Annotated in this window: 13 protein-coding genes; 11 read left to right on the top strand and 2 right to left on the bottom strand. The window is 53.1% G+C overall.

What is annotated here, in order from left to right:
- Nucleotides 1-22 precede the first annotated feature (22 nt).
- The 8 genes from ABVS15_RS04535 (at nt 23) to msrB (ending at nt 9,254) form a co-directional block, all read left to right on the top strand.
- Nucleotides 23-1,264 (top strand): DUF3798 domain-containing protein, encoded by a 1,242-nt coding sequence (locus tag ABVS15_RS04535; RefSeq protein WP_369282570.1) that lies wholly within the window; start codon nt 23-25, stop codon nt 1,262-1,264.
- 80 nt (nt 1,265-1,344) lie between these two features.
- On the top strand, nt 1,345-2,934 hold the full coding sequence (locus ABVS15_RS04530) for a sugar ABC transporter ATP-binding protein (protein WP_369282569.1): 1,590 nt from the start codon (nt 1,345-1,347) through the stop codon (nt 2,932-2,934).
- Nucleotides 2,935-2,947: 13 nt separating this feature from the next.
- Nucleotides 2,948-4,027 (top strand): ABC transporter permease, encoded by a 1,080-nt coding sequence (locus tag ABVS15_RS04525; RefSeq protein WP_369282568.1) that lies wholly within the window; start codon nt 2,948-2,950, stop codon nt 4,025-4,027.
- A 2-nt stretch (nt 4,028-4,029) separates the two neighbouring features.
- The gene (locus ABVS15_RS04520; RefSeq protein ID WP_369282567.1) at nt 4,030-5,151 is read left to right on the top strand and encodes an ABC transporter permease; all 1,122 of its coding nucleotides are present in this window, start codon (nt 4,030-4,032) and stop codon (nt 5,149-5,151) included.
- A complete protein-coding gene (locus ABVS15_RS04515) occupies nt 5,148-5,636 on the top strand; it encodes a DUF6672 family protein (protein WP_369282566.1) in 489 nt (162 codons plus the stop codon). The genes ABVS15_RS04520 and ABVS15_RS04515 overlap by 4 nt, the downstream gene beginning before the upstream one ends.
- A gap of 56 nt (nt 5,637-5,692) precedes the next feature.
- On the top strand, nt 5,693-7,141 hold the full coding sequence (locus ABVS15_RS04510; protein ID WP_369282565.1) for an aminoacyl-histidine dipeptidase: 1,449 nt from the start codon (nt 5,693-5,695) through the stop codon (nt 7,139-7,141).
- 92 nt (nt 7,142-7,233) lie between these two features.
- Entirely contained in the window at nt 7,234-8,151 is a 918-nt protein-coding gene (locus tag ABVS15_RS04505; RefSeq protein ID WP_369282564.1) for a homocysteine S-methyltransferase family protein, read from the top strand.
- A 152-nt stretch (nt 8,152-8,303) separates the two neighbouring features.
- Nucleotides 8,304-9,254 carry a peptide-methionine (R)-S-oxide reductase MsrB gene (msrB, locus tag ABVS15_RS04500; RefSeq protein WP_369282563.1) on the top strand — a complete coding sequence of 317 codons (951 nt, stop codon included), beginning with the start codon at nt 8,304-8,306 and terminating at the stop codon, nt 9,252-9,254.
- 108 nt (nt 9,255-9,362) lie between these two features.
- Here msrB and ABVS15_RS04495 read toward each other — a convergent pair whose 3' ends face one another.
- Complete coding sequence (locus ABVS15_RS04495) at nt 9,363-10,805, bottom strand: YdiU family protein (RefSeq protein WP_369282562.1); 1,443 nt, start codon at nt 10,803-10,805, stop codon at nt 9,363-9,365.
- A 588-nt stretch (nt 10,806-11,393) separates the two neighbouring features.
- The gene (locus ABVS15_RS04490) at nt 11,394-12,275 is read right to left on the bottom strand and encodes a MerR family transcriptional regulator (RefSeq protein ID WP_369282561.1); all 882 of its coding nucleotides are present in this window, start codon (nt 12,273-12,275) and stop codon (nt 11,394-11,396) included.
- A 397-nt stretch (nt 12,276-12,672) separates the two neighbouring features.
- Between ABVS15_RS04490 and dctP the strand changes: the two genes are divergently transcribed.
- From dctP to ABVS15_RS04475, 3 genes are read left to right on the top strand one after another with little or no spacing between them, the layout of a single operon-like run.
- The gene (gene dctP, locus ABVS15_RS04485; RefSeq protein WP_369282560.1) at nt 12,673-13,797 is read left to right on the top strand and encodes a TRAP transporter substrate-binding protein DctP; all 1,125 of its coding nucleotides are present in this window, start codon (nt 12,673-12,675) and stop codon (nt 13,795-13,797) included.
- Between the two features lie 38 nt (nt 13,798-13,835).
- On the top strand, nt 13,836-14,375 hold the full coding sequence (locus ABVS15_RS04480; RefSeq protein ID WP_369282559.1) for a TRAP transporter small permease: 540 nt from the start codon (nt 13,836-13,838) through the stop codon (nt 14,373-14,375).
- Nucleotides 14,372-15,673: a TRAP transporter large permease gene (locus ABVS15_RS04475; RefSeq protein WP_369282558.1), complete on the top strand. Its 1,302-nt coding sequence runs from the start codon at nt 14,372-14,374 to the stop codon at nt 15,671-15,673. Before ABVS15_RS04480 ends, ABVS15_RS04475 begins: the two co-directional genes overlap by 4 nt.
- Nucleotides 15,674-15,718 lie beyond the last annotated feature (45 nt).

Below are 15,718 nucleotides of genomic sequence, written 5' to 3'. Positions count from 1 at the left end.
ATTAAGATTTTGGAGGTTAGAAATGAAGAAGAAGCTAGTCAGTATCTTGCTTGCGACCACCATGCTCCTCGCACTTGCCGGCTGCGGCACTACTCCCAGCAACTCTCAATCTTCCGCCCCACAGTCCTCCGGCTCTCAGGGCTCCGATGCCCAGAACGTCCACATCGGTATCGTCACCGGTTCCGTCTCTCAGGCTGAGGACGACCGCCGCGGCGCCGAGGCCTTCCGTGACATGTATGGCGAGGATATGGTCAAGCTGGCCATCTATCCCGACAACTTCACCGAAGAGCTGGAGACCACCATTCAGACCATCGTCAACCTGTCCGATGATCCCGACATGAAGGCCATCATTGTCAACCAGTCTGTCCCCGGCACCACCGAGGCCTTCCGTAAGATCAAAGAGAGCCGCCCCGACATCCTCTGCATCGCCGGCGAGTCCCACGAAGACCTGCCCGAGATCGGCAGCGCTGCCGACTTGGTCTGCAACAATGACTTTGTGGCCCGTGGCTACCTGATCATCCGCACCGCTCACGAGCTAGGCTGCGATACCTTCGTACATATCTCCTTCCCCCGCCATATGGCTTATGAGACTATGAGCCGCCGCGTGGCCGTCATGAAGGAAGCCTGCAAGGAATTCGGCATGGAGTTCGTCATGGAAACCGCTCCCGATCCCACCTCCGACGTCGGCGTCGCCGGCGCGCAGGCTTACATTCTGGAGAAGGTTCCCGAGTGGGTCGGCAAGTATGGTGAAAACGCCGCTTACTTCTGCACCAACGACGCCCACACCGAGCCTCTGCTCAAGCAGCTGATGGAATACGGCGGATACTTCATCGAGGCCGACCTTCCCTCTCCCCTGCTGGGCTATCCCGGGGCTCTTGGCATCGACCTGACCGCCGAGGCCGGCGACTTTGAGAAGATTCTGGCCAAGGTGGAATCCACCATCAATGAAAAGGGCGGCGCCGGTCACTTTGGCACCTGGGCCTACTCCTATGGCTATACGACCGCCGCAGGCCTTGCCCAGCACGCTTTGAACGTCATCAACGGCGAGAGCGAGCTCCGCGACATCGACGATATTGCCAAGGCCTATCAGGTCTTCTCCCCCAAGGCGGAGTGGAGCGGCTCCAACTACACCAACGTGGAAACCGGCGTCAAGGCCGACAACGTGTTCCTGGTGTATCAGGACACCTATATCATGGGTGATCCGGGCCACTTCATGGGCAACGCGCAGGTTGAGGTTCCCGAGAAATACTTCACCGTCAAGTAATTTTCCCACTCAAAATAACAAGTTCGGACAGCGGGGGGAGGGTAGATCCCTCCCCCCGCTGTTTTAGGCGAGGTACGACTATGATGAATAATAGCACCCCCCTGCTGGAAGTACGGAATATCAAGAAGGATTTTTTCGGAAACCAAGTCCTGACGGACATCAATTTTACATTGCAGGCCGGCGAGGTCATGGGCCTCGTGGGCGAAAACGGCGCCGGTAAGAGCACCCTGATGAAGATTCTCTTCGGCATGGATGTCATCCGGGAAACCGGCGGCTACGGCGGCGACGTTCTGGTCAGCGGCGAAAAGGTCAGCTTCTCCACGCCCTTTGACGCTCTGGCGGCGGGCATCGGCATGGTGCATCAGGAATTCTCCCTGATCCCCGGCTTTTCCGCCTCCGAAAACATCCTGCTCAACCGCGAGCCCAAGAAAAAGAATGTGATCTCCGAGGTTTTTGGAGACCGTCTGGACACCTTGGACTATAAGCAGATGGCCGCGCTTTCCCGGGAGGCCATCGAAAAAATGGGCGTTGAGATTGATGCCGACATGTCCATCAGCGACATGCCCGTGGGCCATAAGCAATTTACCGAAATCGCCCGCGAGCTGAGCAAGGGGCATCTGAAGCTGCTGATTCTGGATGAGCCCACCGCTGTTTTGACAGAAAAGGAGGCCGAGGCCTTACTGACGTCTATCCGCAATATGGCCGCCAGCGGCATCGCCATCATTTTCATCACCCACCGGCTCCATGAGATTTTGAACGTCTGCGACAAGGTAATCATCATGCGGGACGGCTATGTGGTCAAGGACGTTCCCTCCAAGGAGACGGACATCACCGACATCACCAAGTGGATGGTGGGCCGCAATGTGCAGGCCTCCGTCAGGGAGGACATCCGCATCGACCCCAACGCCAAAACCATCATGTCCATCCGCAACCTGTGGGTCGATATGTCGGGTGAAACTGTGCGCAACGTCAATCTGGACATCCGGGAGGGCGAGATTCTGGGCATCGGCGGCTTGGCCGGACAGGGCAAGCTGGGCATTCCCAACGGGATTATGGGGCTTTATGAGGCGGGCGGCTCCGTGGAGTTTAACGGCAGGCCGATTCCCCTCAACAGTCCCCGAAAGTGCCTGGACGCGTCTTTGGCCTTTGTCTCCGAGGACCGGCGGGACGTGGGATTGCTGCTGGACGAATCCTTAGAGTGGAACGTGGCGTTTTCTGCTATGCAGATTCAGGACAAGTTTCTCAAGAAATATCTGGGCGGCCTCATCTCCTGGCGGGATGAAAAGGCCATCCACGAGGTAACGAAAAAATATATCGGTGAGCTGGCCATCAAGTGCACCAGCTCCACCCAAAAGGCGAAGGAACTCTCCGGCGGCAATCAGCAAAAGATTTGTCTGGCAAAGGCCTTTGCCCTCAGCCCCAAATTCCTGTTTGTATCCGAGCCTACGCGCGGCATCGACGTAGGCGCGAAATCCCTGGTGCTGGACGCCTTGAAAAACTTTAACCGGGAGCACGGCGTGACGGTCGTCATGATCTCCTCGGAGCTTGAGGAGCTACGGATGGCCTGTGACCGCATCGCCATCGTTTCGGGCGGCAAAATTGCCGGAATCCTGCCGGCGACCGAATCCTCCGAGGAATTTGGTCTGCTGATGGTCAGCCAGGTTAAATAAGGAGGAACGCAACATGGGCAAAACTGCAAACGAAGCCATTACCCTTGGAAACAAGACAAAATTTCGGGAACTGGCTGACAACTTCGGCCTGCCGAGGTTGATCATCGCCGGATTTCTTCTGTTCCTGTTCATCATGGCGCCCCTCGTCGGCGCCGATTTCACTACCCAGCTTACCAATACCATCAACCGCTTCAGTTGGAACGCGGTGCTGGTGCTGGCCATGGTACCGATGGTGCACTCCGGCTGCGGACTGAACTTCGGTCTGCCTCTGGGCATCATCTCCGGCCTTCTGGGCGGCACTATGTCCATCCAGTTCGGCTTTACCGGCGGCATGAGCTTCGTCATGGCCATCGTAATCGCCACGCCCTTCGCTCTGCTTTCCGGCGGCGGATACGGCTGGCTTCTCAACCGCATCAAGGGCGGCGAAATGATGATCGCCACCTACGTTGGCTTCTCCTCGGTATCTTTCATGTGCATGATGTGGCTTCTGCTTCCATACACCAGCCCCACCATGGTTTGGGGCCTGTCCGGCAAAGGCCTGCGTACCACCATCTCGCTGGAGGGCTTTTACGACAAGGTGTTGGCCAATTTCCTGCAAATCAATATCGGGCACCTCTCCATTCCTACGGGCTCGCTGCTGTTTTTTGCCGTGCTGGCATTTTTGATGTGGGCGTTCCTGCACACCAAGGCCGGCACCGCCATGACCGCCGTGGGTTCCAATCCCTTCTTTGCCAAGGCCTCGGGCATCAACATTGACAGGACGAGAATGCTTTCCGTCATCATGTCCACATGGCTGGCCGCGGTGGGTATCTTGGTCTATCAGCAGGGCTTCGGTTTTATCCAGCTCTATATGGCCCCGTTCAACATGGCCATCCCCGCGGTGTCTGCCATCCTCATCGGCGGCGCATCGGTCAACAAGGCAAGCATTGCCAACGTTATCATCGGAACGTTTCTGTTTCAGGGCATCATCACCATGACGCCGACCGTCATGAACGCTGCCATCCATATGGACATGAGCGAGGTCATCCGCATCATCGTCTCCAACGGGATGATTCTGTATGCTCTGACCAGAAAGACGGAGGGGGCGAAATGAGTATGAAGCCAAAGAAGACAGGCGGCAGTAGCTTTGTTGAGCTGATTCAAAATAACAGCGTGCCAATCATGTTCATTCTGATTTGCGCCGTCTGCATTCCCGTTTCCGGCTTTTCCCCCGGATATCTGGTCAACGAAATCATGACCCGGCTGGGCCGGAACGCGTTTCTGATTCTCTGTCTCATCTTCCCCATCATGGCGGGCATGGGCCTCAACTTTGCCATGACATTAGGCGCCATGGCTGCGGAGATCGCTCTGATCTTCACAGCCGACTGGCAAGTCTGGGGCATCCCCGGCATTGTTCTGGCCATGATCCTCTCGATTCCCATTTCCGTCCTGCTGGGGGTCTTCTGCGGACAGATTCTTAACCGGGCCAAGGGCAAGGAAATGATCACCAGCTACATGATCGCCTTCTTTGTGGACGGCTTGTATCAGCTTTTGGTGCTGTTCATGATGGGGCCTGTCATTCCCATCCTCCACTCCACCCTGAAGCTCCCCCGGGGATACGGCATCCGCAATACGGTGAGCCTGCTGCATATGCGGCAATCTCTGGACAACTTGGGCGCCATCCATATCGGCGCCGTCAAGATTCCCGTACTAACCCTTGTGGTCATTGCTCTTTTTTGCCTGTTCATCGTCTGGTTCCGCAAAACGAAGCTGGGCCAGGACATGCGCGCTGTGGGTCAGAATATGGACGTGGCCCGGGACGCGGGCATCAAGGTGGAGCGCACCCGCATCGTCGCCATTGTCATGTCCACCGTATTTGCCGGTCTTGGCATGGTCATCTATCTGCAAAACATGGGCAACATCTCTACTTACAGCTCCCACAAGCAGATCGGTATGTTCTGCATTGCGGCGCTGCTGGTGGGCGGCGCGTCCGTGGACAAGGCATCCATCAGGAATGTGTTTCTGGGCGTTATCTTGTTCCATACCATGTTCATCGTGGCTCCGGCCACGGGCGCAAAGGTAACGGGCGACTCCATGATCGGTGAATACTTCCGCGTATTTGCCTCCTATGGTGTCATCACCATTGCCCTTGTGATGTATGAGATGAAAAAGCGCATGGCCAAGGGGAAAATCGGACAACAGCTACAGCTTGCGCAACGTGAGGAGGAGAGCCAGTGAAAAAGATACCTATGCGCACTCTCCTGTTCCGTGTGGGCGCCGTGCTGCTTTTGGCTGTCATTGCGTACAGCATGACCATCATCGGCCGCGGACACACCGTGTATATGGACAGCAAGCGTCTGGAATACAACGGTCAGACCTATGAAACCCCCTATAAGGTCGAGGTCTATGTGAATGACGAGCAGGTGGCCAAACTCTATGATAAGGAACGGGGTATGTCCATCTGGATCGGGCAGAAGTTTTCCATGACTCTGGAAATCACCCAGGAAAAGGGCGGCGCGGAAGAGACACAGGAAGTGTCTCTGACCCTGCCCCGCAAGATGGACGGCATTATTCTCAACCTGCCGGCCCTTCTGGCGGGACTGCCCGAGGAGGCCTATCTCTCTGAGTTCGTAGCCGCTCCCTCCGAGGAAGAGGCGCCTAGCGACGAAGGAATCACGGACGAATTTGGCCTGAGCACCACTGAGGAGCTCCCGGCAGAATAATTGACTGTGCAGCCCATGCGAAAGCATGGGCTGCCTTGTTAGAAAGAAGGATCGACATGTCTTTGCTATCAGACTACAAGCCCCAGGACGTATTCAGCTACTTTGAAAAGCTCTGCGCCGTCCCCCACGGCAGCGGCAACACAAAGCATATCAGTGACCTCTGCGCGGGCTTTGCCCGGGACCTGGGACTGCGCTACCGGCAGGAGGCCTGCAACAACCTGATCATCTGGAAGGATGCTTCCCCCGGCTACGAGCACGCCGAGCCCCTCATTTTACAGGGCCACATGGACATGGTCTGCGCCGTGGCGGAGGGCTGCACCAAAGACATGTCCGTGGAGGGGCTGGATTTGGAAACCGACGGTGAATTCCTGTGGGCCAGGGGCACCTCGTTGGGCGGAGACAACTGCATCGCCGTGGCCATGATTCTGGCCATTCTGGCGGACGACACCTTACCCCACCCGCCTTTGGAGGCACTTTTCACTGTGGACGAGGAAACGGGCATGGGCGGCGCGTTTGCACTGGACTGTTCCGATTTGAAGGGACGAAAGCTCCTGAATCTGGACTCCGAGGAGGAGGGAGAATTTTGCGTATCCTGCGCCGGGGGCGTTCGGGCGGACTGCTTTTTGCCCGCGCAAATGGAGACGACGGACGACGAGACTGGCTATCGCGTCACTCTTTCCGGGCTTCAGGGAGGACATTCCGGCGGCGAGATTCACAAAGGCCGCGGCTCCGCCAACCAGCTCATGGGCCGGGTTCTCTATTCCGCCATGGAGCGCGTCCCCGGCCTGCGTCTGGCGGACATCCGGGGCGGCCGCTTTGAAAATGTCATCTGCCCCCGAAACGACGCTTTGGTAACCGTCCCGCCGGACCGGGCGGCGGACTTCGAGTCCTTCCTCACCGAATTTGACACCATCCTCAAAAACGAGTACGCCGGCTGCGACGACGGCGTGTCCCTCACCTGTTCCAAAGAGGCGGTTTCCGCCGCCCTGAGCGCCGACGCCACCTCTTCTGTGCTCCACGTCCTTCTGCCCCTGCCTCAGGGCGTTCAGGCCATGAGCGCTGATTTTCCCGGTCTGGTGCAGACATCTTTAAACTTGGGCGTGATGGGGATGCAGGCGGACGGCCTCCACTTTACCCTCTCGATCCGCTCTTGCATTGCCACGCAAAAGGCCATGCTGCTCCAGCGGGTCCGGGCCATCGTGGAGTACGCCGGGGGCACGGTGACGGAGCGCAGCTCCTATCCCGGCTGGCAGTACAACCGAACCTCCCCCCTACGAGCGCTGGCTCTTACGGCCTATAAAGACATCAGCGGCAAGGACGGCGTCATCGCCGCCACCCACGGGGGTCTGGAGTGCGGCCTGTTTATTGAAAAGCTGCCCGGTCTGGACGCCATCTCCATGGGCCCGGAGCTTCACGACGTACACTCCGCCCGGGAGCGGCTGAGCATTCCCTCCACGGCGCGGGTGTACCAACTGGTCTGTGAGATTTTAAAGCGCAGCAAATAAAGGGCTTTAAAAAGCTGCGGCCAAGCCCGGTTGGGTCTGGCCGCAGCTTCAAGGCCCTTAGTACAGAAGCCTTTTTATAACAGGAGATTTATATGGATTTTAAGACATGTATCGAACAGAGATATAGCATTTTAATGGAAGGCGCTTTGGGCGAGCGATTAAAACGTGAATATCGTTTAAAATTTGATCAGCACTTAATGATGGCCACACTTATTTATCACGCAAAAGGCCGGTTCGCATTGAAAAGCCTATGGCAGGAATATATGAATATTGCCATGAAATACAAATTGCCGTTTATGGCGACAACACCGACCCGCCGCGCGAATAAAGAACGCGTTGAGCAGGCAGGCTGTGATTCCTCAATTATCATGGACAATGTGCAGTTTTTGCGCAAGATACAACAAGAGAGCAATTTGGAAATGTACGTCGGAGGACTAATGGGTTGCAAAGGCGATGCTTACACCGGGGAGCATGCACTGGCGGAACGTGATGCCCGAATTTTCCACAAATGGCAAGCAGATTTGTTTCGTGCGGCCGAGGCAGACTTCTTATATGCAGGAATTATGCCGACATTACCAGAGGCGACAGGCATGGCACAGGCAATGTCAGAAACAGGATTGCCATATATCATCAGCTTCACAATACAAAAAGATGGAAAATTAATTGATGGAACGACCATTGCTGACGCCATCTCGATTATAGACCACTCAGTTGATGTGAAGCCAATCTGCTATATGACAAACTGTGTACATCCAAGCATTGTTTATGAAGCACTATCCCAGCCGTTTAATCAAACCGCCTTTGTACAAGATCGGTTCTTAGGGATTCAGGCAAACACCTCTCCCCTGTCCTATGCAGAGTTGGATGAATCAATGGATTTAAAGTGTTCGGATCCAATACAATTTGCCGAAGCGATGTTGAAGCTGCGCGATATCAGCAATATTAAAATATTTGGCGGCTGCTGCGGTACCGATCACAGGCATATGGAACAGGTGGCAAACAGATTATGAGCCTACCGAGGCATTCTGTTGGGTTATTGGCCTCGTTTCATACTGATCTCATATATCCTTAAAATGATTTAAGTATTTTTACGCTTGCAGTGAAAAGAATAAGTAATGCGTCTTTAAGAATTTTGGGTTATTAAAATGTATGGAGGTGGAGCATGTCTGAAATTTATCTTGCGGGCGGATGCTTTTGGGGGCTTGAAAAATATCTTGCCTCTATCCGCGGAGTGAACGCAACACAGGTGGGGTATGCCAATGGAAACACCGAATCTCCCACCTACGAAGAGGTTTGCCATTACAACACGGGACACGCAGAGACAGTAAAAGTAACCTATGATCCCGCCGTGCTCCCGCTGGAATTTCTTCTGGATTTATACTACGAAGCGATTGATCCGGTTTCCCACAATCGGCAAGGCGGCGATGTGGGTGCGCAATACCGCACCGGCGTCTATTATGTTAGCAAGGAAGACGTTCCGGTAATTGAAAATTCCATTGCCAGGCTGCAAAGCCGATACAGCAGGCCCGTTGCGGTTGAAGTGCTTCCCCTCCGCAATTTCAGCACAGCGGAAGAATACCATCAAAAATATCTGAATAAGAATCCGGGCGGATATTGTCATATCGGGAAAGCACAATTTGAGAAAGCCGCAAAGGCTATCGTAAATCCCAGTGCGTATCCAGCTCCGGACATGGCTGCGCTGCGTCAAAAGCTGACGCCCGAGCAGTATGAGGTGACACAGCGCAATGCCACGGAGATGCCATTTGAAAACGAGTTTTTTAAGACGTTTACGCCCGGAATTTATGTGGATATTACTACGGGCGAACCCCTGTTTTCATCAAGTGATAAATTTGAATCGGGGTGCGGCTGGCCAAGCTTTTCAAAACCGATCGATCCCCATGTCCTCCAAGAGAAAACAGACTCCTCCCATGGGATGATGCGAACGGAAATACGAAGCAGGGTTGGAAATGCCCATTTGGGCCATGTGTTTCCTGACGGCCCCCAAAAATCAGGGGGCTTGCGCTACTGTATCAACAGCGCCTCGCTGCGATTTATTTCCAAAGAGGACATGGAGCGCGAAGGATATGGTTTCCTGCTCGGCCTGATAGAGTAAGAAAAACGGGCCTGAACATGCGGCGATTTCGTATTGCACACATTTGGTTCTTCTCAATCACCCTCAATATTTAGACCCGTTAATTCTTATACCCGAACGCATAGCAGCTCAAGTACCGCAAAATGTCTGGTACCCACAAGACGCAGGTGGAGGCAATTGTGAAAATTCTTCTTGTTCGGCAGTGTAGCTGTACGGACTTTCCAAGGCAAGGAGCAGCGTATGCATTTTGGTGAAATCCTCCTCTTGCGCAGCATCCAGCGCTTCTTCAACCAGATGGTTTCGTGGAATCATCGCAGGGTTATGACGCTTCATAAGCGCCCGGCTTTCACTTCTCGATTGTGGCTGCCGGCCAAGGCGTTCTTGCCAGCGTTCATGCCATTGATGATACGCAGGGTGGGAGAACAAATTTAGGCCATCGTTCCTGTCCAATGTTAGGGCTTTGAATGTCTCTGTATAGTCCGCTTGGCATTGTTCCATCAGCTGCAAAAAATCGTTGATTAACAGAGAATCTTCATCTTCCTCGGTATGCAAACCCAGCTTTGCCCGCATTCCCGCCAGCCAATCATGATGATACAGGCTCCAAAACGTTGAAACCTCTTCTTGCGCAAGTCCTACGGCCTGATTCTCATCCCCATCTAAAAGGGGCAGTAAGGTTTCGGCAAAGCGGGCCAAATTCCAGGCCGCCATCTTCGGTTGGTTTTCGTAGGCGTAGCGGCCGTGTATATCGATGGAACTAAAAACGGTTGCCGGGCGATAAACATCCATAAACGCGCAAGGGCCATAATCAATCGTTTCGCCGCTAATGGCCATGTTATCTGTATTCATCACGCCATGAATAAACCCAACCAATTGCCAGTTGGAAATCAAAGACGCCTGCCGTTTCACCACTTCTTTGAGCAGCAGCAGATATTTGTTTTCAAATGCTGCAATGGTTGGAAAGTGACGCGTTATGGTGTAATCGGCCAGGCTGCGAACATCGTTTGCCGCGCCAAACTGTGCGGCGTATTCAAATGTTCCTACTCGGATATGACTTTTTGCGATACGTGTTAAAACTGCGCCAGTAAGATTTTTCTCGCGCCTTACAGTTTCTCCTGTTGTTACGACCGCTAAGCTTCTGGTCGTTGGAATTCCCAAGGCATACATGGCCTCACTGATGATATATTCCCGCAGCATGGGACCCAGGGCTGCGCGTCCGTCACCGCCCCGGGAGTATGGAGTTGGTCCGGATCCCTTTAGCTGAATATCAAACCGCTCTCCGGAATCGGTTATCTGTTCCCCAAGAAGGACCGCGCGTCCGTCACCTAACATGGTAAAATACCCAAACTGATGTCCGGCATATGCCTGCGCTATGGGCTGGGATCCGCCGGGAAGTTCGTTTCCGGCAAAGACGCCTAATTGCTCAGGTACGCCTAAAGAAGCCGCCAACGCATGATTAAAAATGACGAGCTTTGGGCTACGCACAGCCGTTGGGGGTTGCTTCGTATAAAAAATCCCGGGTAGATTTATATAACTGTTATGAAGGTTCCATTTTTCTTTATCCAATTCTCTCATCCTTCTTATCGAATAATGTTGCAGCCAGTCTTAGTATCGGCTGAATTCATCCTTTTATATTCCAGATGCGGAGTTGCCTGATCCATCAATTTGCCTGTTGGGTGAGAAATATGAATTGCAAGGTCTGTTGATAATCTGTTGCAGGCTCCTTTACCCTGTCCAGTTTCGTTTAGGCAATCGGAAGCGTGGTAAACGCCAACAAGGCGGTAAATTTCCGGCTTTGGACTTGCTGCCGAGTTGATGCAGCGTTTTTACACGAAGGATCTGAAAGCAAGTTCTAAAATACAATCGGACAAGCGAACTCCTGCCGAAAGGGAGTTCGCTTGTCTAAATTTATACCCAGAAGGGCCGGGAGGAAGCGAGGCTCTATATGGGTCAGGGAAAGTACGATCTATGTGACCACGCATTCGGACGTTTGAACCGGCAGGGACGCACTCTACAAAAAGCCCGTCCGGAAGACTGCCAGCTGTCCATAAAATCACGACCCCGCCCAGCAATGTAATGAGCCCCCTTGGCAAGCACTTTCTTTTCATCTGTCCTTTCCCGGCGCGGAGCATGGGGTCACCGAGGATAAAACAAAGGGGGGGTCTATTCCAAAATTTTGACTGGAATTTGCAGCTTGACCATGATTGTGTTGTTGCTGTAATCAAAAACCGACATCTTCGCTACCACCTCGCCCAAATAAGGACCCACGATCTGGTAGTGATTATCCGCAATAAACTGCAGCAGATGATCTAATCCCACGCTCTCGGAATGCCCGTCCAAAGCCGTGTAGTTCCGATAGTTGCACGCATAAGTGCTGGGTTGAATAATCACCTGCGGCAGCGTGGCCTGGACGGGGCCGTCTGTAATAAGAAACGCCTTATCACAGATGTATCGCCCCTCCATCAGATTCTGCTGACTGACCGAGCAACAGGACTGATGCAGCAGCGACGCAGGCAGATTGTTGTTTGTCAGGATGCTTTTCACATTTTCCATTGCCGTTTCCCACGGGGATGTGCCACCGTAGTCATCATACAGGTCATATGCTTCAATATCAAAACCAAACGCAAACCGCTTCGGAATAAACTCGATGAACGGAACATCCTGCGTCGGCGGATTTCGCAGACGGGCACAGCTATTGAGCTGTTTAAGGAGTTGGTTGCGGGACATTGTGTCTTGAGCAATTTTTTCACCCAGCTCGTCGATGCGCTCATTAAGCACGGCTTCATAGAGGGAAAGATTCCGCCCCTCCAGCATGGATTTGATTTGTTTGAGGGAGAGTCCCGCAGCCTTCATCTGAAGGATCTTTTCCAGCCTTGGAAATTGACTGCGGGAATAATAGCGGTAGCTGTTTTTACCGTTGATATATTGTGGTACCAGCAAACCCATATCGTGATACAGCCGCAATGTACGCTGTGAAACCTTGAATATCTCTGATATTTCACCAATGCTGATTTGCTCATTTCCATCCTCAAAATAGTGTTCCAACCTTCTCCCCCTACCTTTCGAGCGCTAAATTCCTGCTGCCCAGCATGTAAATTATAAGTAAATCTTCAGCACTTTTCAAGTCAAAACAAGGGGGCAGAGACTTCTCTTGCCCCGGCCATAAAACCCTGCCCCATGGGGAAGCTTCTTTTGGGCGAAGCACGATAAACCCCTCAAAAGGCTCCTGGAAAATTTTATTAAATTTGTGTTTTTGTACAAAAGTTGCATTTAAATTTGTCCTTGACCATGTCATTACGGAAAGCACTACAATCAATATGGCTTAAAAAGTCATGCACCGCAAATTGGAACGAACGTAGTGGTAACTGCGAAAGGGGATGGTACTGAAAGGCCCTCAGTGCAAAATGAACTTAAAAATTCAATTTTGAAAGGAGCCCTTCCGATGAAGAAGAGACCACTATCCATTTTAGCAATGCTGCTGATAGCCACGCTCCTGACAGGCTGCGGAATCGTTCAGAACACGCCTACTGTCGGCGGACCCTCCACGGCGGATGGAGCAACCGCCATTGGTGACACACAATCCCTTCCCCTTGCAGGCGCTTCGATTGTTTTGAAGATCTCCCATACGGATAATGATGCCAGCATGCTCAGCAATACCTGGAACTGCTATGCCCGTACATTTAAGAGCTTTTTGGAAACCTACTCCGGCGGGGAAATGAGCGCCGAAATTTTCCCCAACAGCCAGCTGGGCGACGAAACCTCCTGCGTTGAGCAGTGCTCTCAGGGCAGCATCGACATCGTCTTAGGCGCCGCGAGCGGCAACCTTGCCTCCTGGGTTCCCGATTTCAATGTGTTTGACATTCCCTATCTCGTTGATAATCTGGACGCCTTCAATCTGGTCTGCCAGGGAACGCTTCTGGATGAATTAAATACGCAGCTGGGGGCCGCTGGAAATATGCGCGTCCTCAGCCTGATGGCCACAGGCTTCCGCAATCTTGACACCTGGAACAAGCGTGTAGAGCGCGTCGACGATCTCCGCGGCATGAAGATCCGTGTCCAGTCCATCGACGCCCACACGACAATGATTAAAGCCTGGGGCGCCATGCCGACGACAGTTTCCTTCTCCGAGCTGTATTCCGCCGCTTCCACCGGCGTGATCGACGCTTTTGAGAACCCCAACTACACGCTCTTTATGAACAATCTGTATGAGGCCGTCAACTATGTAACACAAACCAATCATTTGGCCAACACCTCCATGTGCCTGATCAGCGGTAAAACCTTTGACAATCTGACCGCTGAGCAGCAGGGGTGGGTCCAAAAGGCCGCAGCCGAGTCCAGAAGAGCGGCTATCGGCGTGGTTTCCGCCAACAACGTCAACGTACTGGCTAACCTGAAGGAAAGCGGCGTGGAAATCATTTCCCTCTCCGATGAGCAACTGGCCGAATTCCGGGATGCCTGCTATGAAACCTGCAAAGAAACAGTCCTTCAGACAGTTGACGCCGGTTTTTATCAGAAATTCCAGGATTCCTACGCATCGGCAGAGAAACTGCTTGGCATTGCCGAATAGTACCGTTATGCGCCAAAGAAGAGTGAAAGGAGATTGAGATGAACGCAATCAAACGGACCCAGCGCGGAATTGCCAGAGTCAGTCTGGCCATAGCAGCCGCCTTTCTGGGCACGGTCGCTCTTGCGATCTTTCTCAGCGTTGTCTGCCGTCATGTGCTTCAAATCGGCATTATGTGGGCGGAGCAGTATTCGAGATATGGCCTGATTTGGGGGACAATGCTGGCCGCTAATGTCCTCGTCTATGAAAAAGGCCTGATGCGGGTGGATTTTCTGGACAACTTCTGGCCCAAAAAGCTGCTCCAGGTCCGGGAAACCATTTACGCAGGGCTCTTCGTGATCATTTTGTCTGTTGTCACCTGGCAGGGCTGGCGGCAGGCCGTCGACTATATTGGCATTCAGGTCATGGGACTTCCCATCGACAAGTTCTGGATCTATCTCAGCATTCCGGTCGGCATAGCCCTGATGCTGCTCCAGTATCTTGCAAACCTGCTGGTAGACTTCATGGAGACAGGTGTCAGGACGCGGCAGGAAAGCAGTACAGCAGATTTCAAAGAGGACCAGAAAGGAGAACGGCCATGAGTAGTTCCCTTATCATTCTGATCGTCATGCTATTTGGAATGCTCCTGATTGGCGCTCCCGTCATCATGGCAATCGGCACATCCGCACTGGCATACTTCTTCATCTCGCCCGGAATGGTCGATAGCCTGATGATGTATGCCCATCGGATGTTTACCGGCATGGACAGCTTTATTTACGTCTGCATCCCGCTGTTTATGCTTTCAGGAGAGCTGATGGCCCGCACAGGGCTGATGGATAAGATTGTTGACTTTGCCCGCATTTTTGTGGGGCGGCTTCAGGGGGGGGTGGCCTACGTTGCGATTCTGGCGAACATGATGTTTGGCTGCGTATCCGGCTCTGGCATTGCCTGTATCGCTGCGTTGGGTCCTATCGAGGTTTCCATGATGGAAAAGGAGCGCTATAACAAGGATTTTTCCGCCGCCCTGGTGGCTACCAGCGCGCTGCAAGGCCCCATCATCCCTCCGTCTATCCCCGCTGTGATGTTTGCCGGATTGACTTCGGTTTCTGTGGGAGCAATGTTTGTGGGGCAGATTGTTCCCGGCGTCATGCTGGGCGTTGTCCACATTATGATCGTTGCCTTTATGGCGCGAAAGTATAATTTCCCCAAGAGCGAGGTTCATTTTACAGTGAAAGAAAAGCTCCAGATATCCCTGAAAGCCTTGGGCGCCATCGGCATGGTCGTTGTGGTGCTGGGCGGTATCATGAGCGGTATCTTTACCGCCACAGAGGCCTCCGGCATTGCCGTCATTTACGTGCTGGTTCTGGACCTTGCGGTAACCCATCGCCTAAAGCTGTCTGAGCTTTGGGAATGCCTCAAGGTCAGCGCAAAGGGCACCGCCACTGTGTACCTGATCATTGGCTTCACCTCCGTTATCAGTTGGATCTTGTCTGTGGAAAACGTACCCATCATGCTCAGCAGCTTTATCCAGAACACAAATATGTCTCCCTATCTCTTTCTCTTCCTGTTCAATATCTTCATTCTGTTTAACGGTATGTGGATCTCCGACTCTGCCCAGCAGGTGCTGTACGCCCCCATTTTTACGCCGCTTTTTGTGGCAATGGGCTGCAGCCCCATCCATATCGGCGTCGTGTTTGTGATTAACATCATGATCGGCATGATCACCCCGCCGTTTGGAATGGCACTGTACACAGTCTGTGGGGTTACAGGCTGCGACCTGAAGAAAGTCGTAAAAAAGTCCCTGCCCTTCACCATCGGCTGCATTTTTATTCTGTTCCTTGTCAGCTATTGCCCACTGCTGGTCTTGACGCTGCCCAGAATGATGGGTTATCCGGTCTGATTTCCCACAGGAAACTTTAAAATCATGCTATTGAATACGAGGAGT

It is taken from the genome of Oscillibacter sp. GMB15532 (genome assembly GCF_041020825.1).
Classification (GTDB): Bacteria; Bacillota; Clostridia; order Oscillospirales; family Oscillospiraceae; genus Oscillibacter.
Note: the sequence above shows the minus strand (reverse complement) of the source record. Positions and strands in the feature narration are given on the sequence as shown.

Coding starts and splice junctions, on each gene's coding strand:
- ABVS15_RS04535 (WP_369282570.1), top strand. CDS start 23: ATGAAGAAGAAGCTAGTCAGTATCTTGCTTGCGACCACCATGCTCCTC.
- ABVS15_RS04530 (WP_369282569.1), top strand. CDS start 1,345: ATGATGAATAATAGCACCCCCCTGCTGGAAGTACGGAATATCAAGAAG.
- ABVS15_RS04525 (WP_369282568.1), top strand. CDS start 2,948: ATGGGCAAAACTGCAAACGAAGCCATTACCCTTGGAAACAAGACAAAA.
- ABVS15_RS04520 (WP_369282567.1), top strand. CDS start 4,030: ATGAAGCCAAAGAAGACAGGCGGCAGTAGCTTTGTTGAGCTGATTCAA.
- ABVS15_RS04510 (WP_369282565.1), top strand. CDS start 5,693: ATGTCTTTGCTATCAGACTACAAGCCCCAGGACGTATTCAGCTACTTT.
- ABVS15_RS04505 (WP_369282564.1), top strand. CDS start 7,234: ATGGATTTTAAGACATGTATCGAACAGAGATATAGCATTTTAATGGAA.
- msrB (WP_369282563.1), top strand. CDS start 8,304: ATGTCTGAAATTTATCTTGCGGGCGGATGCTTTTGGGGGCTTGAAAAA.
- ABVS15_RS04495 (WP_369282562.1), bottom strand. CDS start 10,805: ATGAGAGAATTGGATAAAGAAAAATGGAACCTTCATAACAGTTATATA.
- dctP (WP_369282560.1), top strand. CDS start 12,673: ATGAAGAAGAGACCACTATCCATTTTAGCAATGCTGCTGATAGCCACG.
- ABVS15_RS04480 (WP_369282559.1), top strand. CDS start 13,836: ATGAACGCAATCAAACGGACCCAGCGCGGAATTGCCAGAGTCAGTCTG.
- ABVS15_RS04475 (WP_369282558.1), top strand. CDS start 14,372: ATGAGTAGTTCCCTTATCATTCTGATCGTCATGCTATTTGGAATGCTC.